The 24576-nt window shown below is 45.6% G+C and carries 16 protein-coding genes; 8 read left to right on the top strand and 8 right to left on the bottom strand.

The annotated features are described in order from the left end of the window. The first annotated feature begins 22 nt into the window (after positions 1-22). Positions 23-2239 carry a T9SS type A sorting domain-containing protein gene (locus AAA943_RS16105; RefSeq protein WP_338225303.1) on the top strand — a complete coding sequence of 739 codons (2217 nt, stop codon included), beginning with the start codon at positions 23-25 and terminating at the stop codon, positions 2237-2239. A 160-nt stretch (positions 2240-2399) separates the two neighbouring features. Next, positions 2400-3722: an aminotransferase class I/II-fold pyridoxal phosphate-dependent enzyme gene (locus AAA943_RS16100; RefSeq protein WP_338225302.1), complete on the top strand. Its 1323-nt coding sequence runs from the start codon at positions 2400-2402 to the stop codon at positions 3720-3722. Between the two features lie 8 nt (positions 3723-3730). Here AAA943_RS16100 and moaCB read toward each other — a convergent pair whose 3' ends face one another. From moaCB to AAA943_RS16080, 4 genes are all read right to left on the bottom strand, one after another. After that, complete coding sequence (gene moaCB / locus AAA943_RS16095) at positions 3731-4642, bottom strand: bifunctional molybdenum cofactor biosynthesis protein MoaC/MoaB (RefSeq protein ID WP_338225301.1); 912 nt, start codon at positions 4640-4642, stop codon at positions 3731-3733. 296 nt (positions 4643-4938) lie between these two features. After that, complete coding sequence (locus AAA943_RS16090; protein WP_338225300.1) at positions 4939-6627, bottom strand: sulfatase/phosphatase domain-containing protein; 1689 nt, start codon at positions 6625-6627, stop codon at positions 4939-4941. Between the two features lie 16 nt (positions 6628-6643). Beyond that, positions 6644-8338, bottom strand: coding sequence for a sulfatase family protein (locus AAA943_RS16085; RefSeq protein WP_338225299.1), 1695 nt, complete (start codon positions 8336-8338; stop codon positions 6644-6646). Positions 8339-8473: 135 nt separating this feature from the next. Continuing rightward, the gene (locus tag AAA943_RS16080) at positions 8474-10900 is read right to left on the bottom strand and encodes a TonB-dependent receptor domain-containing protein (protein ID WP_338225298.1); all 2427 of its coding nucleotides are present in this window, start codon (positions 10898-10900) and stop codon (positions 8474-8476) included. A gap of 196 nt (positions 10901-11096) precedes the next feature. Here AAA943_RS16080 and AAA943_RS16075 point away from each other — a divergent pair, with 196 nt between their 5' ends. Both AAA943_RS16075 and AAA943_RS16070 read left to right on the top strand, forming a co-directional pair. Beyond that, a complete protein-coding gene (locus tag AAA943_RS16075) occupies positions 11097-12527 on the top strand; it encodes a sulfatase (protein ID WP_338225297.1) in 1431 nt (476 codons plus the stop codon). A 2-nt stretch (positions 12528-12529) separates the two neighbouring features. Further along, positions 12530-13990 (top strand): sulfatase family protein, encoded by a 1461-nt coding sequence (locus AAA943_RS16070; RefSeq protein WP_338225296.1) that lies wholly within the window; start codon positions 12530-12532, stop codon positions 13988-13990. On the opposite strand, the gene AAA943_RS16065 is transcribed toward AAA943_RS16070, so the two are convergent. Continuing rightward, a complete protein-coding gene (locus AAA943_RS16065; RefSeq protein WP_338225295.1) occupies positions 13987-14733 on the bottom strand; it encodes a LytR/AlgR family response regulator transcription factor in 747 nt (248 codons plus the stop codon). The genes AAA943_RS16070 and AAA943_RS16065 overlap by 4 nt on opposite strands. Continuing rightward, entirely contained in the window at positions 14730-16793 is a 2064-nt protein-coding gene (locus AAA943_RS16060; protein WP_338225294.1) for a tetratricopeptide repeat-containing sensor histidine kinase, read from the bottom strand. The genes AAA943_RS16065 and AAA943_RS16060 overlap by 4 nt, the downstream gene beginning before the upstream one ends. Positions 16794-16933: 140 nt before the next feature. Between AAA943_RS16060 and AAA943_RS16055 the strand changes: the two genes are divergently transcribed. Next, the gene (locus AAA943_RS16055; protein WP_338225293.1) at positions 16934-17503 is read left to right on the top strand and encodes a hypothetical protein; all 570 of its coding nucleotides are present in this window, start codon (positions 16934-16936) and stop codon (positions 17501-17503) included. Here AAA943_RS16055 and AAA943_RS16050 read toward each other — a convergent pair. Beyond that, a complete protein-coding gene (locus AAA943_RS16050) occupies positions 17500-18084 on the bottom strand; it encodes a hypothetical protein (protein WP_338225292.1) in 585 nt (194 codons plus the stop codon). The two genes, AAA943_RS16055 and AAA943_RS16050, sit on opposite strands and share 4 nt — an antisense overlap. A 224-nt stretch (positions 18085-18308) precedes the next feature. Between AAA943_RS16050 and AAA943_RS16045 the strand changes: the two genes are divergently transcribed. Continuing rightward, positions 18309-19472 carry a sialidase family protein gene (locus tag AAA943_RS16045; RefSeq protein WP_338225291.1) on the top strand — a complete coding sequence of 388 codons (1164 nt, stop codon included), beginning with the start codon at positions 18309-18311 and terminating at the stop codon, positions 19470-19472. Positions 19473-19503: 31 nt separating this feature from the next. On the opposite strand, the gene AAA943_RS16040 is transcribed toward AAA943_RS16045, so the two are convergent. After that, positions 19504-21654 carry a glycoside hydrolase family 97 protein gene (locus AAA943_RS16040; RefSeq protein WP_338225290.1) on the bottom strand — a complete coding sequence of 717 codons (2151 nt, stop codon included), beginning with the start codon at positions 21652-21654 and terminating at the stop codon, positions 19504-19506. Positions 21655-21728: 74 nt separating this feature from the next. On the opposite strand from AAA943_RS16040, the gene AAA943_RS16035 reads away from it, so the two are divergent. Beyond that, positions 21729-23057: a hypothetical protein gene (locus AAA943_RS16035; RefSeq protein ID WP_338225289.1), complete on the top strand. Its 1329-nt coding sequence runs from the start codon at positions 21729-21731 to the stop codon at positions 23055-23057. An 81-nt stretch (positions 23058-23138) separates the two neighbouring features. Further along, on the top strand, positions 23139-24575 hold the full coding sequence (locus tag AAA943_RS16030; RefSeq protein ID WP_338225287.1) for a PhoPQ-activated pathogenicity-related family protein: 1437 nt from the start codon (positions 23139-23141) through the stop codon (positions 24573-24575). Position 24576: the final 1 nt, after the last annotated feature.

The raw sequence follows: 24576 nt of genomic DNA, 5'->3' as shown, positions 1-24576 counted from the left end.
GGAATAGCTAGAAAGATCAATTATGAAAAATCACCTGATCAAACCTTTACTATTTGCAGTTAAGTGGATAATCCTTGTTATCATTTCGCATTCAACTTTTGCCCAGGAAGTCGATAATAAGCGATGTCCTCAGATTTACAAAAGAAACAATGGCAACGGACAAAGAATAACCGAGTTTGCTTCAAATATCAGTCCTGTAAGTAGCTATTTTTTAAATGCGCTAACCAAAAACTATGAAGGGACATTCACTTTTGGCTGGGGAGGTCAGATTCTTTTTCCTCCTGTGGTCACCAAAAGCTGGATCACAGATACAAGCGGGGCTACAAGGCTGGATTGGACATTTGGGAACAATGACACAGGAAGCCCCTTCAATCCTCCGGGGGTACCTAATTCAAATCAGGTTTCTTATAATTTCCACAATAGTAACCTGCCTACCGCAGGGGTCATCACAATTGAATTTTCCGATCCTCAAGATAATCTACCGATATGTATTTGCTCTTATCCCCTGACCAACGGTAATGCTACGGATATCCAATTGATTGGGGAAGAAAACCTCAGGGTGAGTTCTGGAAGTGACGGAGGATTAGAAAGCAAAAGTTTGGGTACGGCAGTAGTGGAGCAAATTTTCTCAAAATACCAGAAAGGGAATATGGTATTGAACTACCAAAGACAGCCTAGCCTAAAAAACTACCGAACGGCTAGAACCCAAGGATTCACACTGGATTCTTTTATTCCCAATGAAGATCAGCTTGGGGAAGAGTACACTGGATATATTACCAGCCCGACTGAGCTTTTGGACATCACCAATGCAGAGGAAGTGGTTTCGGTAGATTACCTCAAGGAGGGAAATAATTTTGCCACTCTCTTTGCCACTGCAACTTCCGGAGTCATTTACGAGCATTCCAAGTACGTTTGTGACCGCCTCAAAGGATCTGAAGTGCTGGCTATTGACAGTCTTCAAGTTGGAAACTATAAACTCATCCGAAGCTTATTAAACCCACCTTCAGGTCTCAACGAATACGCAATCTCTTTTTCTGTTGGATTCAATCAAAATGGCTCGGAATTCCACCTTCAATCTGCCTGGTTGCTGGAGGATTATCAGCCAGAAGAGAAGTTTTTCAACTTTCAGCTTTGGAGTGCTGATGCAAAAGTCCTTCAACGCATGGTGGAAGCAGTAATTGAGTCATTTGAATCCAAAGGGACTATATTCCAAACCGTAGCGAAAACTCAGCCCGGCATTTTCGTCAGCAAATCGGTGAGGAAATCCAGTGATCCCAGCAAGGTGGAATTGACTATTTGGAATCGAACTCACCAATCCTCTGTCCAGTTGATCTCCACTTCCAAAAGGAATGAAAGCTCAAATGAAATGCTGACAGAGACAAAAGAAGTGGCATTGACTCCCATGGGAATTCAGAAAATCGAATGGGATGCTCAGGACTATGCAGAGTCTTCTCTGGAATTACTCTCCTCAACCAAGCAGGATTACATTTATGAAAGTGATGGTCTTTGGGCTTCATTTGTTCCATCAGGGGGTCAGGTTAGGGTTTTTGATATTCAGAATCAAAATGAACTTCAAGCCAAAGAAGGAACCTATCCCGTCTGGAGAAATGTACAGTTTGAATCTAGTGGTACGGATTATGCCACCGTATATAAAACAGTCAAAGGTGGCGGAGCTACTGCCGACTTAAGTTCTTTTAATTACCTAAACTTTGAAGCCTACGGAACTGGAAGTTTGACTATTCGGCTCATCAAAAAGTCAGTCCAAAATTTTGAAGATCACTATTCCTACACCATAGCCCTCAGTCCAAACTCCAGAACCTACAGCCTGCCGCTTTCTTCTTTTCAATCCCCAAAAATGAATACTCCTGTACAGTTGAATGATTTGGTTATCCTGTCTTTCACTGTAGAAAGTAAAGATGAACTTCAGGTACAGCTTAAATCAATCAATTTTGCCAGAGAAAAAGAATTGGTCAACACCAATCCCCTTCAGCTTCAGGCCTGCCCCAATCCAGTTTCTTCCCAAACGACTTTGGTATTTGAATCCGCTGTTGGTGGACCTATGGATTTAGGATTGTTTAGTATAGACTCTGGCAGATTGATTCAAAATCAAACCATTGAAACAAAAGCAGGATCGAATTCAACTTTATTAACTCTTAGTCCAGATGTAAAAAAAGGAATTTACATCCTTCGCCTATCTTCAAACAGAGAGTTGCTGACCACCAAACTACTGGTTCAATAAAAAATTAGAGCTGACTATCCAAAGTCTTAAAAGTGTCGGCAAGAAGAAAAGGCAAGTTCATTCTCCATAATTGAAGAAAACCAGATTATTGGGTTACATTGTATTTCAGACCTTGGAAGAAATACATTTTTAATCCCTCTGCTTTTCGCTGTACAAAACTATGCCTGACGCCTCTTTTCTGTCTCAAAAAGGATCAAAAGCTGCACAAAACCCCATCCGGGTAGATTTGAAAATCTACTCCGAAGCGATGGAAAACCTGTATCATCCCCAAACAAATCCCTCAGGCACACTTCCGATGAACATCGCAGAAAACCAGCTTTGCTGGGAAATACTGCGTGAACGAATTCAAAAAGTGACTCGGGAAAAGGATATCCCCGATTGGGTGGCCAACTATACCGATTCCAACGGAGCCCCATCCTTTAGGAAGGCGACAGCAGGGTTTTTGAGCAAATTTCTTTTCCATTGCCCAGTAGATCCAGACAGTCTTGCGCTCTCTGTGGGTGCTACTTCGGTGATTGAAATGACCAGTTTCCTATTGGCTAATCCCGGAGATACAGCCGTCATTCCTGCTCCAAGTTATCCAGTTTACACTGGGGATATTGGCAATTTACCGGGAGTGCTACGCTATGATTTGCAACTTCCGGGAGAATTCAATGAAAGCGAATATGACTTTGAAATCAGCCTGTTGGATCAGGCGAGGGCCGAAATCGAAGATAAGGGAAGTCAATTTAGACTACTGATTCTGACTTCACCTGACAATCCCACAGGGAAAATATACAGGGAAGACCACCTGAGAGCAATTGCCCAGTGGTGTATTAAAAATCAAACCCATCTCATAGTCAATGAAATCTACGCCTTATCCCAAATCGACATCAGGCATCCGGAATTGAAATCGGACTACCCCAACCCGGCCCCATTCGTTTCTTTTGGCAAGCTGATGCAGGAATTTCAAAGCCCATTCCTTCATTTTTGGTATTCCTTTTCCAAGGACTTCGGCATTTCCGGCTTTAGGATAGGCTTACTTCACTCGCACAATACAGCGCTGATTCAAGGGTATCAAAATGCCGGTGCAGGTCACTGCATTTCCAATTATACCCAATGGGTCATGCAGGAAGTTTTGGATGACTCCGCTTTTTTGGCTTCTTTTTTCAAGGAATTTCAAACCCTCCTGACTCAAGCCTACCTTTCCTTTACCAAAGGGCTGAGAAACCTGCATATCCCTTTCAATCCTTCACGGGGAAGCCTCTTTGTTTGGATGGATTTGTCCGAATTTTTAGAAGAAAAATCATATGCAGGAGAGGAAAAACTTTGGCTGGATATTTTCAATACCACCTCTTTATTGCTTACCCCTCCACAGGGCTTTGGTCATCAGCAGCGAGGGTGGTACCGGGCAGTCATTACTAGCCTCAGGCCGAATGAGATGGAAGTAGCCTTGAAGCGATTGGAAACCTTTGTGGAGAAGCGGAGAAAAGAAAGGATCTAAAGCAAAACTCACTCATGCCTCTGCCCTTCCAAGACTTTGAAAACATGCAGAAAGGCTGGAAAAACGGCATCGATAGTTTCTGAAGCTCCTTTGGTAGATCCTGGCACGGCAAGGACCATCATATCCCCCAGCTGACCTGCTAAAGATCGGGAGAGCATGGCAAAAGGGGTACGTTGCTGCCCATACGATCGAATTGCTTCTTCTATTCCGGGAATCCTCCGGTCTAGAATTTCCTCCAGAGCATCCGGTGTGACATCTCTCGGGGACAGACCGGTGCCCCCGGTGAAAATCACTAAATCCAGATTTTTCTCATGATAAGACCTGACTTGCTTTTGGATCAGATCGAAATCATCGGGAATGATCTCTTTCTCGATCACTTGAACTCCCAAATCCGTCAGCTTTTGGCGAATGACCTCTCCTGCTTCATCTTTCCCTTTTCCGGCTGAAATCGTATCCGAGCAAACAACAACAGCAGCTTGTATGACTCGACCAGGTTTTCCTATTCGATCCGATTTACCTCCTGTTTTTTCTACCAACTTGATCTGCTCAATACTTACCCCTTTGTCTATTGGCTTGAGCATATCGTACATGGTGAGGGCGACCACAGAGGCCGAATGCATGGCTTCGACCTCCACACCGGTTTTATAAATCGTATGGATTTCTACCAAAATCTTCACTTCCATCTCTTTAACCTCATAGCTGACCGAAGTGTATTCTATCGGCAAAGGATGACAATCCGGAATCATATCTGCTGTCCGCTTAGCTGCAAAAAGCCCTGCTACTCGGGCACATTCCAAAACATCCCCTTTGGGTACAGTCTTTTCCTGAATAGCCTGAATAGTTTCGGAATGGCTTACTTTGACGATAGCTTGGGCAATGGCTTTTCGAAGGGTAGTACTTTTTGGTGTGATATTGACCATCTTTCTGATTAATCTGATTTGATGCGTTTTGATTTTTTTCTTAGAGAAAAGGACCACACTGATGATGACAAATAGCCGAAAGTGTGGATTGATGCGATTAATTTACCAAAGAAAATATATAAATGAAATTTTAGTTGATTTATGAGGCTAGGATTGCGGAAAAATCCGGAAGGCTAATCCGAAAAAGGAATTAGCAGTCGGATTTACGCCAAGACTACAACTCAGCAATCTGACAATCTCATCTCTTCACAGTTCACCTTGCAGGTAATTCCTCTTTGAACCAACTTGTTATAAGCTTACTTGTTGCCTACTGTTCTTCTTTTCTCTTTAATCTCCTTTGCTCTTTCCCTGCTGATTCCCCAGACTTTTCCTTCCAAGGCGTCATTGAGTAGACGATCGATATACCCATTGCTGATCTCGCTGCTGTCTTTATATTTCACCCGAAGTTCTTCCAAACGCTTGTGAAGGGCTGCCTTAATTTCTGCATAGGCAGGATCTTCGTAGACATTTCGAAGCTCCATTGGGTCCTTTTTTCGATCAATTAGCTCCCAGTAATCTTGAATAAAATAATAGTGCACCAGCTTATACTCTTGAGTCACTAGGGCATAGTGTCTGTTGACCATGTGTTCGGCAGGATATTCATAATAGTGATAATACACCGCATCCCGAGTCCATTGTTCTGGTTTTCCGGTAAGAAGGGGAATCATACTTTCTCCCTGCATATCACTCGGAGCTGGAATCCCTGCAGCCTCCAAAAAGGTCTGCGCAAAATCAAGATTTTGGACTAACGCATCCGAGCGAGAACCTGGCGCGGTTTTTCCCGGCCAAGCGACCAACAAAGGGGTTTTGAACGATTCATCATAGACGAATCGCTTGTCATACCAGCCGTGTTCTCCTAGATAAAATCCTTGATCTGAGGTGTATACAATGATCGTGTTTTCCATCAAATTATTGGCCTCCAAATAATCCAGCAGGCGACCTACATTTTCATCCACGGCTTTGATTGTACCCAAGTAGTCCTGCATGTAACGCTGATATTTCCAACGCATGAGATCTTCCTTGGACATGGTGGGATATCTTTGTTTAAAATCCTCACTGATGGGATCGTAATATTTCCGGAAGTCTGCTGCTTGAGCTGGGGTAAACCGATTCATCTGCCCTATAAACCGGCTGGTATCATAGCCACCCACATCGGCAATTCCCAATTCTTTCAAAATCTCAGGCCGTAGCTTATTATCCCCTGACCAACCCATGTGGGTAAGGATATTCATCTCCGCTTCTGCTGCTGCAGGTCGGTTGGAATAGTCATCAAATAATGTTTTCGGCTCGGGAAAAGTCTTTTGAGTAAACTCTTCCATATGACGCTCTGCCATCAGCCAAGGCCGATGGGGAGACTTATGCAAATACATCAGTAGGAAAGGTTCATCTGGATTTCTTTCCTTTTCCAGCCAATCCAAAGTCATGTCGGTCACGATATCCGTCACATATCCCTCTACCTTGATATTCCCTTCGTTTTTGGTGATAAAATCGGGATTGTAATAGGAGCCCTGTCCAGGCAAAATCTTGAATTGATCAAAGCCCTTGGGATTGTTGCCAAAGTGAAGCTTTCCAAACATGGCTGTCTGATAGCCTGCCTGTTGCATGAGCTGGGGAAAAGTGACATTGGTGGTATCGAAGGGGAAATGATTGTCGATTTTCCCGTTGAGATGGGAGTGCTTTCCGGTCAGAATGGTGGCTCGAGAAGGTGCACAAATTGAATTGGTAACGGAAGCTTGGGTGAAAAGCATCCCCATTTTGGCAATCCGATCGATATTGGGGGTTTCGATCAAGGTATTGTCATAAGCCGAGATGGCCTGATAGGCATGATCATCCGACATGATGAAGATGATATTCGGCCGGTCTGTTCTAGCTTCTTCCTTTGGAGTACAGGATGCAAAACCAACAAGGAACGCTCCGGCAATCCATACTTTCAAGACATTTTTCATAGGCTATTCTAGTGGCTCAATTGCCCTTTTCCTTTCTTCGGTCTTCAAAAATCTTATTCAAAAGCTCGATGTTTTTTCCTCCGGCATAGGACTTGTTTTCCTCAAGATAATCCAAGTATTCCTGAAGGTACCGCTGTGAAATCTGGGAATTGTCCCCATACTTTTCTCTCAATCCATCCAGCCGCGTGTGAAGATTCTTGCGGATTTCGGCATATGCAGGGTCATCGTAGACATTGTTGAGCTCCTGAGGATCTTTGATTCGGTCAATCAGTTCCCATTCGTCGGTATCAAAATAGTAATGCACCAGCTTGTATTCCTTGGTCACGATCGCGTAGTGCCGCTTGACCATATGCACCGATGGGTATTCGTAATAGTGATAATAGACTGCATCCCGAGTCCATTTATCTGTCTGTCCTGTCAAAAGCGGAATCAGGCTTTCTCCTTGCATATCGCTTGGGGCTTGAATTCCTGCAGCCTCCAAAAAGGTCTGGGCAAAATCCAGATTTTGAACCATTTCATTGGACTTGGATCCGGGAGCCACTTTTCCCGGCCAGGCAACCAAAAGCGGGGTTTTGAAGCTTTCATCGTAAATAAACCGCTTGTCAAACCAGCCATGTTCACCCAGATAAAAACCCTGGTCAGAGGTGTAGACGATGATTGTATTTTCCATCAGGCCATTGGCTTCCAAGTAATCCAAAACCCTTCCTACGTTTTCATCCACAGCCTTGATCGTACCCAGGTAATCTTGCATGTAGCGCTGATACCTCCACTTCATTTTTTCTTCCTCGGTCATCTTCGGATAGCGCTTTTTGAAGTCCTCATTGATCGGCCAATAGTATTGATCCCAAACGGCCCTTTGGGATGGATTAAGTCTTCCTACCTCTCCTTCGAAGGCCGCTTTGCCCCAATTGGAAGTCTCTTCTATGCCCAACTCATCCATGACACTTGGATAGATTTTGGAATCTCCAGCCCAATGCATGTCCTTCAAAAGGTTCATTTCTGCTTCGCGAGCAGCTCTTCCCCGACCGGAATAATCGTCAAACAAAGTAGCCGGCTCGGGAAATGAACGCGTGGTGAATTCCGCCAAATGCCGCTCAGCAGGCAGCCATTCCCGATGGGGAGCTTTGTGCAGATAGAAAAGTAAAAAAGGATTATCCGCGTTTCGCTCATTTTGAAGCCAATCCAAAGTCATATCCGTGATGATATCCGTCACGTAGCCCTCCACTTGGATATTTCCTTCGTTTTTGGTGATAAAGTCCGGATTGTAATATTTCCCCTGTCCGGGCAGGATCTTAAACTGATCAAAGCCTTTGGGATTGTTGCCAAAATGCAGCTTTCCAAACATGGCCGTTTGGTAGCCTGCTTCCTGAAAAAGCTGAGGAAAAGTCACATTGGTGGTGTCAAAAGGAAAGTGATTGTCCACTTTGCCGTTGAGGTGGGAATGCTTTCCTGTCAGAATCGTCGCCCGACTGGGAGCGCAAATCGAATTGGTCACTGTGGCATTGGTGAAAAGCATCCCCATTTGAGCAATTCGGTCAATATTCGGGGTCTCGATCAGATGATTGCTGTACGCCGAAATGGCTTGGTAAGCATGATCATCCGACATGATGAAAATGATATTGGGACGTTCGGCTGGCTTTTCTTCCTGCTTGCAACTCCAAAAGGACACAATCAGCAGGACGATAGGAATTATTTGAAAAACTCTCTTCATAGACATTACCTTAAGCTGGTATAGCTAAAGTAAAAAAGATCTCTGTACCCAAGCCTCCATCCAAAGAATAATTGACGAAAACAAAAAAACCGTCCTCTTGATGAGAACGGTTTTATCAAAATCCATCTATTTATCTTAAAATTTCAATCCCAGCGTCAGGTAGAAGGTCCTTCCATCCGCAGGCATGATTCCGGGACCTGGATACCCTCCAGCTCTTCTTGTGAAATAGCGTTCGTCGGTTAGGTTGTTTACTCCTGCTTTTAACGAGTGCTGCTTCCAGACATTCCAGCTAGCCGACAGGTCCTGCACTTGGTAGGCAGGAATCAAACCTACTGTGGCCGCAGCATTAGGTTCTACTGTGTTGGAAGCATCGGAGAAGGTCTCACTGATGTCACTCATCTGCCAGGTCATGGAAAACTTACCATATTTATATGTAGCTCCAAATCGGTTGATGTTTCTTGGGGCATTTTCTACCTCATTTCCTGCTAGATTCCGTTCAGCAATCTCTCCGTTGCTCACCGAGGTGACTACAAAATCCTTATAGGTAGCATTGATGACTGCCACAGAGGCAAAAAGGTGCAAATACCCATATCTGGAACTCCCCACAAACGCGGTAATCGGATCAAACTCCACATAGCCTTCAAAACCTTGACTCACAGATCTTCCCAGATTGGTTCGGAAGTTGAAAATACTTCCATCAGCATTTGCCTGAGCAAGGGTACCGATTCGGTTGTCATAGTTCAGGAAGAAATAGCTGAGGTCAAAGTTGAGGTAAGAAGCGACTTTGCCTCGATAGCCAAAGTCAAAATTGTACCCCCGAGCATCCTGCAGATTGGGATCGATCACATCCGTGGTAGCCGGAGGAGTCAAATCAGAGATCAACACCGGGCGGTAAGCTTGAGAGAAATTGGTGTAAAATTCTGTGCTTTTTCCCACATGATATTCTGCACCCAGACCCAACAGTGCAAAAGTTCGTGTCCGGGTTGCTGGAGTTAAAATCTGAGGATTTCCATTGCTTATATTCAGCTGACCTTCCATGTTGGACTGGATATTTTCCAATCGGATTCCGGCGGTGAAAAGTAGTTTTTCATTGAACCGAAGTACATTTTCAGCAAAGGCAGCCAGGTTGATATTGGTAAAGTCGAGATCCCTTCTGAAGTCTCCGTCTACCACAGAAAAGTCCATTTCAGAGCCCGTTGTGCCGGTACCCAATTGCTTTCTGTCAATGGCGCCATTGAAGTAGCGTAATCCGCTCATTAAGGTTTGTTCTTGACCAAATAGCTGGTAATTGTGCTGCAGTCTTAACTCAGTGCCGTAAGTAGTGTAGAAATCACGGTCTACCTGCCTATTTCCCAAATCATCCTCTTGGTTAATAGGTCTCATGAAGCCCACTGAATTTCTTTCGGCGAAGGTCCCAAATGCTTTCCAACTCAGCTTGGTATTGGGTGAAACCAAATATTCGGCAGAAAGCGAAGGAATGAACCAAGGAGTATTAAACCAATTTCTGCTTCTTGAACTTTGTTGAGAATTCTCTCCAAATTGAGCATCAGTTAGCCCCCCCGGCTGTTGGGTTTCCGTGGTCATATAGGTCATTTCATACCCGAGCTTAAGTCGATTGCTAGCGGCATAGTTGACCTCAACATGTGCGTGATCGGTATTGAAAAACCCGTTTTCTCTCCACCCTTCTCCTCTTCTTTTCTGATAATATGCGGTGTAGTTCCACTTTCCTTCTGTTCCACCGATATAGTTGAAAGTGCTGAAAAGGCCATTGCTACCTACTGTATTGATAGACTCGGCAGTGAATCGGGTAGATTTGTCCGGCTTTCTCAGGACAAAGTTCATCAAGCCGCCAAACTGCGGACCGTACTGCAAAGAAGACGCTCCACGAATGATCTGAATCTCCTCTACCACTTCCATAGGAGGAGTGAAATACGCCTCAGGATAGCCCATGGGATCAGGAGTAATGTCATATCCGTTCATTCGGACGTTGAATTCCCAAGAGCGATTAGGACTGAGGCCTCTGGAAGCTACGCCGAGTTGGATCCCGGAACCGTCATTTTCCCAGATGGAAATCCCCGGTGTCCTTCCAAAAATCTGTCGGCTGTTATTCATCGCCAAATTGGCATCGATCTCAGCAAGCTTAATGACCTCGTTTTTCTTTCCGGCATTGATCTGAAAATCGCTGACTTCAGGCATATTTCCCTGTCCTAAAATCCCACGGCTTGCTGAAATGCTGAATTCGGAAAGAAGGTATTCCTCTTCTGTCAGGGTGATATCCAGATTTTTGGTTTCTTTTTCTCCAATGGAAAATGATCTCTCCTGAGATTCAAACCCCACCAGACTTACCACCAAGTCGTACTTTCCAGCGGGAAAATCCTTGATCTCAAAATTTCCCTGCAGGTCGGTCTGTACTCCTCTCACGGTTCCTTTCAACAAAACAGACGCACCTGACACCGGGGTCCCTTGGGGATCAATGACTTTACCTTCTACTTTATTCTTCTGAGCCAATGCGGTAGAAGAAAGAAAGAAAACGAAGATTAAAACTCCGTAAATCGAACGCATATCTATATTTATTTGGATTTATTTTAAATAATAACACAAACGTACAACAGGGGAGAATTGGATTCAATACTTATCTGGAAAAAATCTAAATAAAAATAATTAAGGTCTAAAAGTGGAGTTTTAGTAGATTTTGTCTGAACGGCAGGGAGAATAAAAAGAAATCATTTTACTTGCCCTTCCTCAATAGGATTGTAGCATGAAATGGATTTTGGCCAAATTTCTTTTGATTATTTCGGTTTCGGCTTTTTCTCAGAGCAAAAAACCAAATATTCTATTGATTGTCTCGGATGATCTGACCACCACGGCTTTGGGAGCCTATGGCAACTCAAAAGTAAATACTCCAGCCATCGATCAATTGGCCAAAGAAGGATTCCTGTTCGAGAACACGTATTCCCAATATCCTGTCTGTGGACCCTCCCGGGCTTCCTTTATGTTTGGATACTATCCTACCGCCACCCAGACCTACGGCTACGTCAGTGGGAGGGAGCAAGTCGGGCCCTCCAAAAAGTCTATGGCTCAAGTTTTCAAAGAAAAGGGCTACTACACTGCCCGAGTCAGTAAAATCTTCCACATGGGAGTACCCATCGATATCGAAAACGGAAGCGATGGGACCGACGACCCGGATTCATGGACCGAGCGATTCAACTCACAAGGGCCTGAATGGAGATCTGAAGGCTTGGCCGAATTGGTCCAAAACAACCCGGACGGCAGCATCGAGCGAAAAGGAGGCAATGTGATGACCCTTGTCCAATCCCTTGGGGGAGATTTAGCCCAATCTGACGGCAAAACTGCCGAAAAAACCATCGAATTGATCCAAAAACATAAGAACAAGCCCTTTTTTCTGGCGGTAGGCTTGGTCAGGCCCCATGTGCCTTTTGTGGCTCCCAAGGAATATTTTGAACCTTATCCTTGGGAAAAAATCGTTCCTCCACCCGTGGTAGCAGGTGATTGGGAGGATATTCCCGAAAAAGGAATCAATTACATCACCACCCAAAATGGGGAAATGACCTATTCCCAAAAGCAGAAAGCCATCGCAGCCTACTATGCCTCGGTCAGCTTTATGGATGCTCAGGTGGGAAAAATCTTGGCAGCATTGAAGCAAGAAGGTTTGGAAGAAAACACCATCGTGATTTTCACTTCCGATCATGGCTTCCATTTGGGTGAGCATGACTTTTGGATGAAAGTATCCCTGAAAGAGGAATCCGTAAAAGTCCCATTGATCATTCGGGCCCCGGGAATTGCTTCCGGACGGTCTTTGGCTTTTGCCGAATTGGTAGACCTCTATCCCACCCTTTTGGCATTCTCGGAATTGGAAAGCCCGCAGCAATTGCAGGGAAAAAGTCTGTTGCCGATTTTGCAAGGCAAAAAAGAAGCTGTCCGTGATTTTGCCTTTTCTGTCACTCAGGGAGGAGATACTTATCTCATCCGCACAGATCGTTGGGCCTATATTCAGTATGGAAAGGAGGGAGAAAACGGGCTGGAACTATTTGATATGTACCAAGACCCAGGACAATTTACCAACTTGGCATCCCTGGACAGCTTTCAAGCTGTAGTGAAGGAAATGCAAAGATTATTAACCCAAAAAATCGCTGAAGTCCAACAAAATGACTTAGGCAAAACCTATTGATAATGAAAAGACTCTTGATCGTACTTCTTCTTGCTTGCCTATTAGGCTGCCAAGAGAAAACTCCACCTCAAAAGCCCAACATTCTTTTCCTCTTTGCCGACGATCAGCGGGCAGATGCATTGGGAATTTCAGGGAACACTTATATCCAAACACCGACTTTGGACCAATTGGCCAGGGAAGGCAGCCGATTTACCCATGCCTATGTCATGGGAGGTAATCACGGGGCAATCTGTATGGCAAGCAGGGCTATGCTGCTCAGTGGACAAAGTCTCTTCCGCGTTTACGATCGGTTGAACGGAGTAGAAACGATGACCATGGACTTTGCCAAAGCAGGATATACCACCTTTGGTACCGGCAAATGGCATAACGAAAAAGAGGCTTTCGAAGCCAGTTTTCAACAGGCCAAGAATGTCTACCTCGGTGGTATGGCCAATCATTACGACATCCCGCTTAGAGATTATGGTCCTGACGGGAAATTGGGAGAGCCTACCAGAAAAGGATATTCTACCGAGGTTTTTGCCCAAACAGCCATTGATTTTCTCAATTCTCAAAAAGATGCCAGCAACCCCTTTTTCTGCTATGTGGCTTTTACAGTTCCTCACGACCCTTATTCACCGGAACTGGGACTGATCGGAAAATATCCCGATGGGTCAATCCCCCTTCCCAAAAATTACCAGCCTTTTCACCCTTTCCAGTTTGACGATCTGACCGTGCGGGATGAAAATCTGACGGGATGGCCCAGAAAACCGGAGGTGATTCAGATGATTCTTTCGGATTACTATGCCTTGGTTACCCATTTGGACTCCCAGATTGCCAAAATCATCCAAACCCTCAAAGAAAACGGCCAATATGACAACACGATCATTGTCTATGCCGCAGACAATGGCATTGCCGTAGGAAGTCACGGGCTGCTGGGAAAGCAGAGTCTCTACGAGCACAGCATGAAAGTCCCACTGATCCTCAAAGGTCCGGGAATACCACAGGAGAAAGAATTTGATGCCTTTGCTTACATCCATGACCTCTATCCGACTTTGGCAGAGCTAGCCGGTATCCCAGAAAGAGAGGGTCTGGATGGCAAAAGTCTGGCAAAAATCCTTTCCGGGGAGGAAAAGCAAGTCAGAGAGTCCCTATTTACTGCATACCGCAATACTGTCCGAGCTGTCCGTGACCAAAAATGGAAGCTTATCCGGTATCCGGAACGGGACTTCACCCAACTATTTGATTTGGAAAATGACCCGGAGGAAATGAACAACCTGGCAGAAGACCCCCGATTTGATTCCGAAAAAGTAAAAATGATGGGCCTGCTCCAAGCATCCCAAAAGGAATTTGGGGATACCATTCCCTTGACGGCTTATGTCCTGAAGCCGATGGTCTATAATCCGGATACCCTTCGAAGAAAACCGGATCAATGGCAGCCGGAGTACATCCTCAAGCGATACTTTTCCGATCTGAATCCAGATTAGCTACTTCCCAAAACCTGCATCAGTTCTTCTTTTCTGCGGGAGGCCACTTCTACCTCCGTACCATCAGAGAGGATCAAGGAGCCCCCTTTCCCTTTTTGGTAAAACTTGACTTCTGCTAGATTAATCAGATGGGAATTGTGAACCCGGAAGAATCCATGCGGTAGGAGCTGGATTTCAAATTCTTTAAGTGTTTTGGAAACGGTGATTTTTCGGCCGTTTTTGAGAAAAAAGTGGGTATAATTGATGTCTGCCTTACAGCGGAGGATTTCCTGAACTGATACATACTCGATCCCCACCAAAGAGGGCAGGGCGATTTTATGACCCAATTTTTCCTGAAAATGGAACTGTTTGAGCAGCTTTTCCAAGGCATCTACAGATTTGCCATTTTCTTTCTTGACCTTTTCCACGGCTAGTTTCAGCTCTTCCCGATCGATGGGCTTGAGCAAATAATCCATCGCGGCATGCTTGATGGCCTGCAGTGCATATTCTTGGTGGGCTGTGGTAAAAATGATCTGAAAGTCGATTTGCCCCAGTTGATTGAGCAATTCAAATCCTGTCTGCGCTCCCAGCTCGACGTCCAGAAACATCAGATCGACTTTTTCCTTTTTCAAAAACTCCAAAGCTTGAGGGACCGAATCCTTCCAGGCCAAAAGGTGAATGGAGTCTTGGTGGTCCGTTTCCAAAAAATACTGCAGGCGCTCTGCGCTGCCCTTTTCATCTTCAATAAGTAGTGCTTTGATCATACGTTTAGGGCAAGGGAATTGGCAATCCGAAGCTTCACTTCAAATCCGTCTTCTCTTTTTTCATAGTACAAAGAGGGATTAACTCCTTCTTTTTTCCCGTCCAGGTGCTCCAAGCGGTTTTTGACCAAACTGAGCCCCATAGAAGTGGCCTTGTAGGGAAGGGTTACCACATCGTCCTTTCCAGAACCATTGTCTTTTAAGGTTAGAATCAGCGAATTTTTCTCCGAGGTGATTTCCAACTGAATCTCTCCCGGATAAGGAGAATTGGCAATTCCGTGCCAAAGACTGTTTTCGACCAGAGGTTGAAGAAGTAAGGGGGGAATGGCGATTTTTTGCAAGTCCAGTCCTTCAGCATTGGTCAGAAGGAAATCTACAGGTTTTCCCATCCTGAGTGTTTCCAGAGCCAAATAATCCTCCAAAAGCTCCAATTCCTGATGTAGGCTGATTTCTCTTTTTTCTGAATATTCCAAAATCCGCCGAATCAGTCTGGAAAATTTGGTCAGGTAGCGGTCAGCCTCCCCGGGCTGATTTTTGAGCAGAAAATTACTGATTGAGCCCAAAGCATTGAAGATAAAATGCGGATTCATCTGAGCCCTGAGGGCTTTGAGTTCCAGCTCGACCATTTGTGCTCTGAAGCTGGCCTCCAGCTCTTTTTGGCGAATTTGATTCTGTCTTTTCACGAGAAAAAACACCAAGGTTCCGATACCCAAAAGGGACAAAATCCCAAGAAGCATCATGCTTGCCTTCAGCTTTTCCTGATTTCTTTCAGATTCAAGAAGGGACTTCTCCATGGCAAACACCTCCGCCATTTCCTTCTCTTTTTGATCATATTCATAGCCCAACTGAGCCCTGAGAAGCTTTTTTTCATTTTCCTGATTGAAAATACTGTCTTTATATAGGCTGTAATTTTTGAAAGAAACCAGGCTTTGTCGATACAGGCCCAATTGCTCCTCTCTCCGGGAAATTGCCTGCCATGCATGCTGCTGTGCATCAAGGGAGCCGGTCTTTTGGGCTTTTTCCAAAGCCATTTTTTCCAGCAAATATCCTTTTTGGGGGGAGTCGCCCAATTGATCTCCTACTTGAGCCAGTTGCAGCAAAACTGCCGAAAGCAAAAGCCCCTCTGAAACAGATTCGTAGATGACTCTGGCGCTGTCCAAAGCTAGTTTTGCCTCTCGGTACTGGCCAAATGAAATTCTCAAGGCACCCATATTGCTGAGGTCCGAAGCGATTTTTCTGGGGTTTCCTATTTCCCTATTCAGTGCCAAAGCTTGCTGGAGAAAATCTTCTGCCTCAGCAGGTTGATTCTGGAGCTGCTTGATGGAGCTGAGATTGCCCAAAATGCCAGCTTCAGAGGAGCGATTGCCCGTCTTTCGGTAGAGCTCAAGCCCTTTCCTGTAATAATCTTCGGCTTGGGAAAGGTTACCAAGATTCTTTTCCACCAACCCCAAATTGTTGTACAAATTACCCAGTTCCCAAATATCCTCCTCCTGGGCTTGGGCAAGGGCTTTGAGAAAAAGGCTTTTGGCATTCGGGTAATCCCCCAGCGCCAAAAACACCACTCCTTCATTGGATAGGCTGTTAATGAGATTTTTGCGAAGGGCTAATTCTTCAAAGATCTCCGTAGCCCGATGATGGGCTTCCAAGGCTGCTTTGAATTCATTTTGATTGTAATTCAAGAGTGCAATGTTATTGATCGTAGTGGCTTGGCCCTTTCGATTTCCATTGCTGAGATGATAATCCAACACCACCTGATACGCCTGAATAGCCAACGAATCCTGACCGGAGTACCAATAATTTACCCCTTTTCGATTCAAGGCGGCAATTTTCCCTGACTCAAACTGAAGCTCCCCAGCCAAAAGAAAAGCCGAATCTGCATAAAGCAAGCCCTTTTGGGGCTGGGTACCTGCCCATTCCCAAGCCAGTTCATTGTAGAGGTGTACCCGCTGAGTATCCCTCTTGGAAGTTTGAGACAAAATCTTTTGCAGGGAGTCAACAGCTGTCTGGGACCAAGCTTCAGCTTGGAAAAAAATCAGTGCAAAAAGAAAAAAAGACAGTTTCATAATCAAAGTAGAGAAGTCTCAAAATAGTCAATTTTCAAAAAATTGGGGAATTCAGACAAAAAATAAACAATTCAGGGCAATTAATCGGTAGCACTTGAGCGGATTAAACGAGGAATAGATTTTAGATAAAAAAACAAACCATGAAAACGAAAGCACTTTACCTCCTCGCCCTTGTCTTTTTCATTGTGGCCTATTCGAATGCCCAATCTTTCACCAAGGAAGACAAGGTGATTTCTCTGGGAATAGGCATCGGAAGTTCCTTGGGAAGTTTCGATTATAGCAGTCAGGTTCCAGCCCTTAGCCTAATGTACGAGCAGGGCATCGCGGTGGTAGGCGAAACTGGCGTGATCAGTTTGGGTGGGTATGTTGGATACAAATCCTTCGGGTATACCACCGGCAGTGGGGGATTTACCGCTGAATCCAAATGGAATTATACGATTGTCGGGGTGAGAGGAGCCTTTCACTTTTCTCAAATCCCCAATGAAAAATTGGATGTCTACGGAGGCCTTTTGGTCAGCTACAACATCCTAAACTATACCTACAAGGATAATTCCGGATTCAATGATGGAAGTTCGGGAAGCTACGGCAACTCTACCGGACTCACCCTGTTTGGAGGAGCCCGGTATTACTTTTCTGAAAATTTCGCCGGCTTTGCGGAAATAGGGTATGGAATTGCCTATCTCAACCTTGGGGTAAGCTTCAAGCTTTAAGGAATACTGCTGAGCATGGGAAGGGAAAATTGCCCTTCTGTGATCAGCAATTCAGTATTTCCTCTTCCGGTCAGGCTGCTTATCGGCCCTAGCAAAACTCCGGAAAAAGTCCCTTCTACCCATTTTGAATCGATTTTCGTGAATCGCAGCGTCGCATCATCCGTTACTTTGAGACCAGGAATAGTTTGCTGAACCAATACGGCATTGTATAGCTGCCCGATCTCATCGGAATAGGTCAAAAGGATGCGGACCATCGGTGCACCCTTGTAGGTAATCAGATCCTGCATTTGATAGTCGATCCCGGTCTGGAAATTGGATTCATTCCGCACACTGATACTCAGAAAGTTTTTGGTTCCATCTACAGGATTTCCCAAAATACTGGCAGTGGCTAAATACATCGGACCTGATGGATCCAAGGCAAATCCCATCAATTGATTCCCGGCGGCATATTCGATCCATTTCCCATCCACTTTAAACTTCAGATTTCCCTGAGTCTGCGGAATAGGGTCTTCTTCTTTTCCGCATGACAGCAGCAGCATCAAGGGAAAAATAAACGATAAAAATAGTCCAAGCTTCTTCATGATTTTTTCTGAATAATTTCTCAAAAGTCAACCCTGAATACCAGTGATTTTGATTGGTTGGGTTAGTTGAGTGATTGGACGAGCCAATTGGAGACTTGGATTGAGCGCAACTCTTTCCTCCTTATGCAGGCACCCGAGATCCAAGGAAAAAAAGACAATAATTTGAATGGAAGGCCATATTTCTGATTTTTTGCTTTCTTTGGATCACCCAAAATAGCCTATTGATGAAATCATTATGCCTAATCTGGCTCTGCCTATTTCTGAAGCAAAATCTCCAAGCCCAGGAAACGCCAGTGTTTGAAGGAGGACAGGAAGGTCATGCCATTTACAGAATTCCGGCGATTATTTCCCTTCCCAACGGAGATCTGTTTGCCTTTGCGGAGGGCCGGGTCAACGGCAGCGATGACTTTGGAGATATCAATCTTGTGATGAAAAAAAGTCATGACGGGGGGCACACCTGGTCCCCACTGAAGACTTTGGTAGACTACGACAGCCTGCAGGCTGGCAACCCGGCCCCTGTGGTGGATCTCCAGGACCCTGAATACCCGCTGGGAGTGATTTTTCTTTTTTACAACACCGGAAACAATCATGAATACGATGTGCGGATCAAAAAAGGAGTCCGGGAGGTTTGGCTAATCAAGTCTTATGACTTGGGAAAAACCTGGACCGAGCCTGAAAACATCACGTTGCAGGTTCATCGGCCTGATTTTCCGGAATTCAATACCGAATACACCTTCCCAGAAGACTGGAGACACTATGCGAACACTCCCGGTCATGCATTTCAATTCCAAAATGGCCCTTACAAAGGGCGGATTTATGTAGCTGCCAACCACTCTCAAGGTGGACCAAAAGAGGATTGGTCGGACTACCAAGCCCATGGATTTTTTACCGATGATCGAGGAAAAACCTATGGGATTTCTGAATCCTTGGAATTTGGCGGTTCCAATGAATCCATAGCCGCTGAACTCTCGGACGGAAGGATGATTCTGAGTTCGAGAAATCAAAAAGGAGATATCCGTCAGCGTATTATTTCTTACTCCTCTGATGGGGGACAAACTTGGGAGGAACAGTATTTTGAGGAGCAACTGCCCGATCCGGTTTGTCAGGGATCTATTTTGGATTTGGGAGAAAAAGAAGGAAAGACCATCCTCGCCCACTCCAATAATGCTGACGAAAAAGACCGAAACTACCTTACCATCAAGATCAGCTACGACTCGGGAAAGACTTGGGACCATGTGATCCCGGTTGACTTTACTTCAGATCCAAAAAAACTCCCTTGGACGGCCTATTCGGACTTGGTCAAATTGGATGAAAACACCCTCGGAATTATTTATGAGCGGGATAATTACCGGCAGATCGTGTTTAAACCCATCCAATGGAGAAATTGAAAAAAGCGGCAAAAAAGCCGCTTTTTCATTTTTACAATTTCTTAAGCCCCTTCAATTCCTCCTTGCTTGCCTCGCGGATTCGGATGGCATAACCTCCTCCCGGTGCGGAATACTCTTTCAACACTGATTTTGAGTTGACGGACACTTTTCTGATTTCATAGGCCTGAGGATTGGTTTTGAAGTGGGCATCAGCCTTGTCTGCATAGATCTCCGCTAAATAGGTCTTTTGCGGATCCAAAAAGTCAAACTTGATTTCTCCGATTCGTCCATCCAATCCATTGACATTCCCCACAAACCATTCTCCTGTTCCCTTTGCCTTTCTGGCGATAGTCAAATAGTAACCTGGTTCAGCTTCCAAATACAGGCTCTTTTCCCAATCCAAGGCCACATCCTTAATAAACTGGAAAGCATCCGGGAATCGATCATAATTCTCAGGAAAGTCTGCCGCCATCTGTAGCGGGGAATACATGGTCACATAAAGCGCCAATTGATTGGCGAGGGTGCTATTGACATGGGAACCGTTGAATACGTCCATCTCAAAAACTCCCGGCGTGTAATCCATCGGTCCGCCAATCTGCCGGGTGAAGGGCAAAATCGTCACGTGATTGGCTTTGTTTCCTCCGAAGGCCTGATATTCCGTTCCTCTTGCCGATTCATTGGCGATCAGATTGGGCCAGGTTCTAGCCACTCCGGTCGGACGAACCGCTTCGTGGGCATTGACCATGATTTGGTATTCGGCCGCTTTTTCGATGGCGTATTGGTAGTGATTGACCAGCCACTGACTGTAGTGGTATTCTCCCCGGGGGAGCATATCTCCTACGTAGCCGCTTTTCACAGCAGGATAGCCATAGTCTTTCATCAACTGGTAGGCCTCATCCATGTGCCGTTCGTAGTTGCGAGCCGAGGAAGAAGTCTCGTGGTGCATGATCATTTGCACGCCTTTTTCTTTGGCGTAAGTAGAAATCCCCTTCAGGTCAAAATCCGGATATGGAGTGACAAAATCGAACACGTAGTCTTTGGAATTGCCAAACCAATCCTCCCAGCCTACATTCCAGCCTTCGACCAATACCCCGTCAAAGCCATGCTTAGCGGCGAAGTCGATGTATTTTTTCACATTCTCAGTAGTCGCGCCATGGGTACCATTCGGTGTAGCTTTTGAGTAATCCGTCTCCCCCAGTTTGATGGCTTTGTAGTCGTTGGTGTAGGACCAGGAGCTTTTTCCGGTGATCATTTCCCACCAAACCCCGACATATTTCATGGGTTTGATCCAGGAAGTATCTTCGATTTTTGAGGGTTCATTGAGGTTGTAAGTAATTCTCGAAGCCAAAATATCCCCCGCCTTTTTGCCGACGATGATCGTTCTCCAGGGAGTCTGGGCCGGCGTATAGAGGTATCCTTTGTCTCCGATCGCATCCGGGGTGAGATGGGAAGTAAAAATCATCCGCTCGTCATCCAGCTCCAAGTGCATGGCCGGATAATCGATCAAAGCCGCCTCATGCAAGTTGATGTAAAGTCCATCTGCCGACTTCATCATCAGGGAAGTTTGAACACCTGTATCCGAAAAAGGCGTCTGAGAAGCATTGGGCGTGATGGCCGTTTTCATCAGGCCACGGATTTCAGATAGCTTTGATTCGGTAAAGTCATATTCTTGCGTGTCGTAATCCCCAGGAACCCAAAAGGCGGTATGATCTCCAGTCATCGCAAACTGGGTCTTTTCCTCTGAAATCACGAAATACCCCATCTTTTCCTGCAAAGGAAACTCATAACGAAAGCCCAAACCTTCGTCGAATGCCCGGAAACGAATGACCATTTTGCGGCCAGTAGCTGCTTGGGTCAATTCCACCATCAGCTCATTGTAATGGTTTCGGATTTGGCTTTCCTCACCCCACACCGGAGTCCAAGTTTCATCAAAAGTGCCAGTTTCGGTTTGGGTAATTTCGAATCCGTTCAAAAGATCCACTTCATCCTCTTTCAGGTCAAATCCCATAGTGCTGGGGAGGATTACCGGAAGGGAATTCAGATTAACCTGATACACAGGTTCTCCCCGATCGGAAAGCGAAAACTTCATTTCCAGCGTTTGGCTTGGAGAGGTAAGCACTTGAGCCTGAACAGTCCCCCAAAACAGAAACAAGAATACAAAAGATAAACGGTGCCGATTTGGGATCGAAATTAGGGTATACATAAAGCTTAGCGAAAAGAGGTGGTTCTGTCTCTTGAAATTATTAGATTGAATCAATTTCAAATCTAAGTGTAAATATGGCCCCTAAAAATACTTTTCTCCCAATTCGGGCTCAAATGCTCGTCTTCTGCTTGGCTTTTTTCGCCTGCGCCCCCAAAACTCAGGAAAAAACAGCCGATGTCCCTGACTTTACCCTCCCCTCCTTCCGACTGGTCCCGACGGATACTTTCCACTTCAACAATTTTGTAGATTGCAACATGGCGGAAGCTTGGGTGGGTGATACATTGAGGATTTTTCCGGGCAAATATGGAGAGGACCCAGTTTGGGGATTTGCAGAGGATTTGAAATTTGCCTCAGGTGCCAATGCCGATGAGGTATTCAGTACGCCTGCAGAAAAATACATTGCCCCTACCTTGCCAAAAAATGCCCCGGTAGGTCAACCCGGGCTTCATGGGGCGGTTTGGTTTGAGACGGTCTACCAGGATACCCGGGACCCTTCCGGTCGTACCCTTTTTGCCATTTACCACAACGAAAACTATCCCGAAACCCTCCCCTTCAATCCGGATACTGGAGAAGGCTATATCAATGAAAATTGGCCTTTGGGTCTTACCGATCGAATCACTCCGGCTGCTGTCCCGAGAATCGGCGTAATGAAATCTACCGACGGAGGCTGGAATTGGGAAAACAAGGGGCTGTTTCTGGAAGATAAGCAGCCAAGAATGATCCTAAAGCCACATAACATCTCCAAGACCTTCGCAGGAGGAGTAGGAGATCCCAGTGCAGTAGCAGTGGGCGACTACCTTTATCTTTTCTATGGAGAATATGGCTATCCAGGTGTATACCAAGCGAGCACCTATTCACCAGTTACAGAAGCTTCTGGCCAATGTATCAGCGTGGCCAGGATCAAAATCTCAGATCTAGAGAATCCCCAAGGCAAGGCCAAACGCTGGGATGGAAAGGGTTTTTCGGCAGATTGGGATGGCATAGGAAGCCCTATCTCTTCCCTCCAAATTCCAAAAGAAAAAGGAGGAGGACCGGCTTCTTCTCCTCAAGGTGGATTTCATTGGGGACCATCGGTGAGCTGGAATACCTACCTAGAGTGCTGGGTGATGCTGATGGGCCATGTGGAGGGCCAATCTTGGATAGGGGACAAACTCTACATTTCTTTCAACCCACACCGGGATTTGGGTGAAGGAAGCAACTCCCAAGCCTGGACCAGCCCTCAGCTGTTAGTCCAAAAGCCAGGACATGTACTTTGGTATCCTTCTCTTCAGCCTCTCAATACTGCTGAAGACATTGCTGAGAAAAATACCAGCCTTAAACTGGGAAAACGTGCCAGACTCTTTTTCAAGTACTCGGACTTGGGAACATACCTTTCTGAATTCATTGTGGAGTTTGAAAAATAACCATCAGGATCATTCCACAGGTGTTTTTCTTCCCATGTGTAAATCTTCCTTTCAAAAATATTAACCCAAAAACCTTCCCAGATGAAAAATCTAATTCTGACCAAAAGCCAAGCAATGCTCTTTGCCTTAGGGCTATGCCTGACTTTTTCCTGTAAAAAATCCGAAGAATTTCCTGAAACCCCTCCCAGATCCTTAACCCTTCTCCAAGACTATGTTCAGGCAGAGGACTCGACTTTTCGCTACGAAATCATCCATTCTGTACCAGGAGAGCAATTTGACTACCATGTGCTAAAGATGTACTCCCAGCATTGGCTGACCCCCGATATCGTGGACCAAACCGAATGGTGGCATTGGGTGTCTATGGTAATTCCCAAAGACACTCCCTACAGCACAGGCATGCTCTGGATCGGCGGGGGCAGCACCAACTCCAAAATGCCCGAGGAACCCAATGAGTTGATTTTAGCCGCTGCCACAAGTACCAATTCGGTGGTCGCCCAAATCCACAATGTCCCCTTTCAGCCGATCACGTTTGCCAATGACACCTTTGGAGAGCGCTATGAGGACGAGATCATTTCCTATGGCTGGAGAAAATTCCTGGAAGGTGGGGCCAAAGACGAAGATGCCATCTGGCTGGCCCGATTCCCCATGACCAAGGCTGCCAAGCTTGCCATGGATGCCGTCTCAGAGGTAGTTCAAAAGAATTACCAAAAGCCCATCGACTCCTTTATGGTCGGAGGAGCTTCCAAAAGAGGATGGACCACCTGGACCACCGCTGCTACAGACGATCGGGTGATTGCCATAGCTCCGGTGGTGATCGACTTGCTCAACTTGGTTCCTTCTTTTGAACACCATTGGAGAAATTACGGCTTTTGGGCACCTGCTGTGGGAGATTATGTCCGGGAAGGCGTGATGAACTGGGTGGGAACTCCGGAATTTGACCGGATGCTGGAAATCACCGAGCCGTATTCTTTCCGCAAAAATTATGACATGCCCAAGTTGCTGATCAATGCGGCAGGTGATGAGTTTTTTCAGCCGGACAGCTGGAAGTTTTATTGGGATAGCCTACCCGGAGAAAAGCACGTGATGTATGTTCCCAACTTTGGGCACGATGTGGGAGAATCGGACGCCTTGCCCAATCTGATTTCATTTTACAATTCCATCCTGAAAAAAGCCCAAAGACCGAACTACTCCTGGAAAATTGAGGGAGATCAGATCAAAGTCACTTTTGATCCAGCCAATAAACCCGCTGCAATCAAACTCTGGTCGGCACTGAACCCAATGGCTAGGGATTTCCGGATCGATGTCTTTGGTCCCAATTGGACATCCGAGGACATTGCTGTTCCTGATTCGGGAGAATTGACCGTGAATATGAACACACCGGAGTCAGGGTATCGAGGTTATTTTGTGGAATTGACGTACGGAGGAGAAAATCCGCTCAAAGTTACTACCGGAATTGACGTCCTTCCTAGGACTTATCCTTTCGAGCCCTTTGTCTCACCCATAGCTTCCGGCAATTGAT

This window comes from Algoriphagus confluentis (assembly GCF_036245625.1).
In the GTDB taxonomy this organism is placed as follows: domain Bacteria; phylum Bacteroidota; class Bacteroidia; order Cytophagales; family Cyclobacteriaceae; genus Algoriphagus; species Algoriphagus confluentis.
This window is presented reverse-complemented; position numbering and strand designations above follow the sequence as displayed.

Bases quoted from the DNA above. Each gene is read 5' to 3' on its own strand.
- AAA943_RS16105 (WP_338225303.1), top strand. From the start codon at position 23: ATGAAAAATCACCTGATCAAACCTTTACTATTTGCAGTTAAGTGGATA.
- AAA943_RS16100 (WP_338225302.1), top strand. From the start codon at position 2,400: ATGCCTGACGCCTCTTTTCTGTCTCAAAAAGGATCAAAAGCTGCACAA.
- moaCB (WP_338225301.1), bottom strand. From the start codon at position 4,642: ATGGTCAATATCACACCAAAAAGTACTACCCTTCGAAAAGCCATTGCC.
- AAA943_RS16090 (WP_338225300.1), bottom strand. From the start codon at position 6,627: ATGAAAAATGTCTTGAAAGTATGGATTGCCGGAGCGTTCCTTGTTGGT.
- AAA943_RS16085 (WP_338225299.1), bottom strand. From the start codon at position 8,338: ATGAAGAGAGTTTTTCAAATAATTCCTATCGTCCTGCTGATTGTGTCC.
- AAA943_RS16080 (WP_338225298.1), bottom strand. From the start codon at position 10,900: ATGCGTTCGATTTACGGAGTTTTAATCTTCGTTTTCTTTCTTTCTTCT.
- AAA943_RS16075 (WP_338225297.1), top strand. From the start codon at position 11,097: ATGAAATGGATTTTGGCCAAATTTCTTTTGATTATTTCGGTTTCGGCT.
- AAA943_RS16070 (WP_338225296.1), top strand. From the start codon at position 12,530: ATGAAAAGACTCTTGATCGTACTTCTTCTTGCTTGCCTATTAGGCTGC.
- AAA943_RS16065 (WP_338225295.1), bottom strand. From the start codon at position 14,733: ATGATCAAAGCACTACTTATTGAAGATGAAAAGGGCAGCGCAGAGCGC.
- AAA943_RS16060 (WP_338225294.1), bottom strand. From the start codon at position 16,793: ATGAAACTGTCTTTTTTTCTTTTTGCACTGATTTTTTTCCAAGCTGAA.
- AAA943_RS16055 (WP_338225293.1), top strand. From the start codon at position 16,934: ATGAAAACGAAAGCACTTTACCTCCTCGCCCTTGTCTTTTTCATTGTG.
- AAA943_RS16050 (WP_338225292.1), bottom strand. From the start codon at position 18,084: ATGAAGAAGCTTGGACTATTTTTATCGTTTATTTTTCCCTTGATGCTG.
- AAA943_RS16045 (WP_338225291.1), top strand. From the start codon at position 18,309: ATGAAATCATTATGCCTAATCTGGCTCTGCCTATTTCTGAAGCAAAAT.
- AAA943_RS16040 (WP_338225290.1), bottom strand. From the start codon at position 21,654: ATGTATACCCTAATTTCGATCCCAAATCGGCACCGTTTATCTTTTGTA.
- AAA943_RS16035 (WP_338225289.1), top strand. From the start codon at position 21,729: ATGGCCCCTAAAAATACTTTTCTCCCAATTCGGGCTCAAATGCTCGTC.
- AAA943_RS16030 (WP_338225287.1), top strand. From the start codon at position 23,139: ATGAAAAATCTAATTCTGACCAAAAGCCAAGCAATGCTCTTTGCCTTA.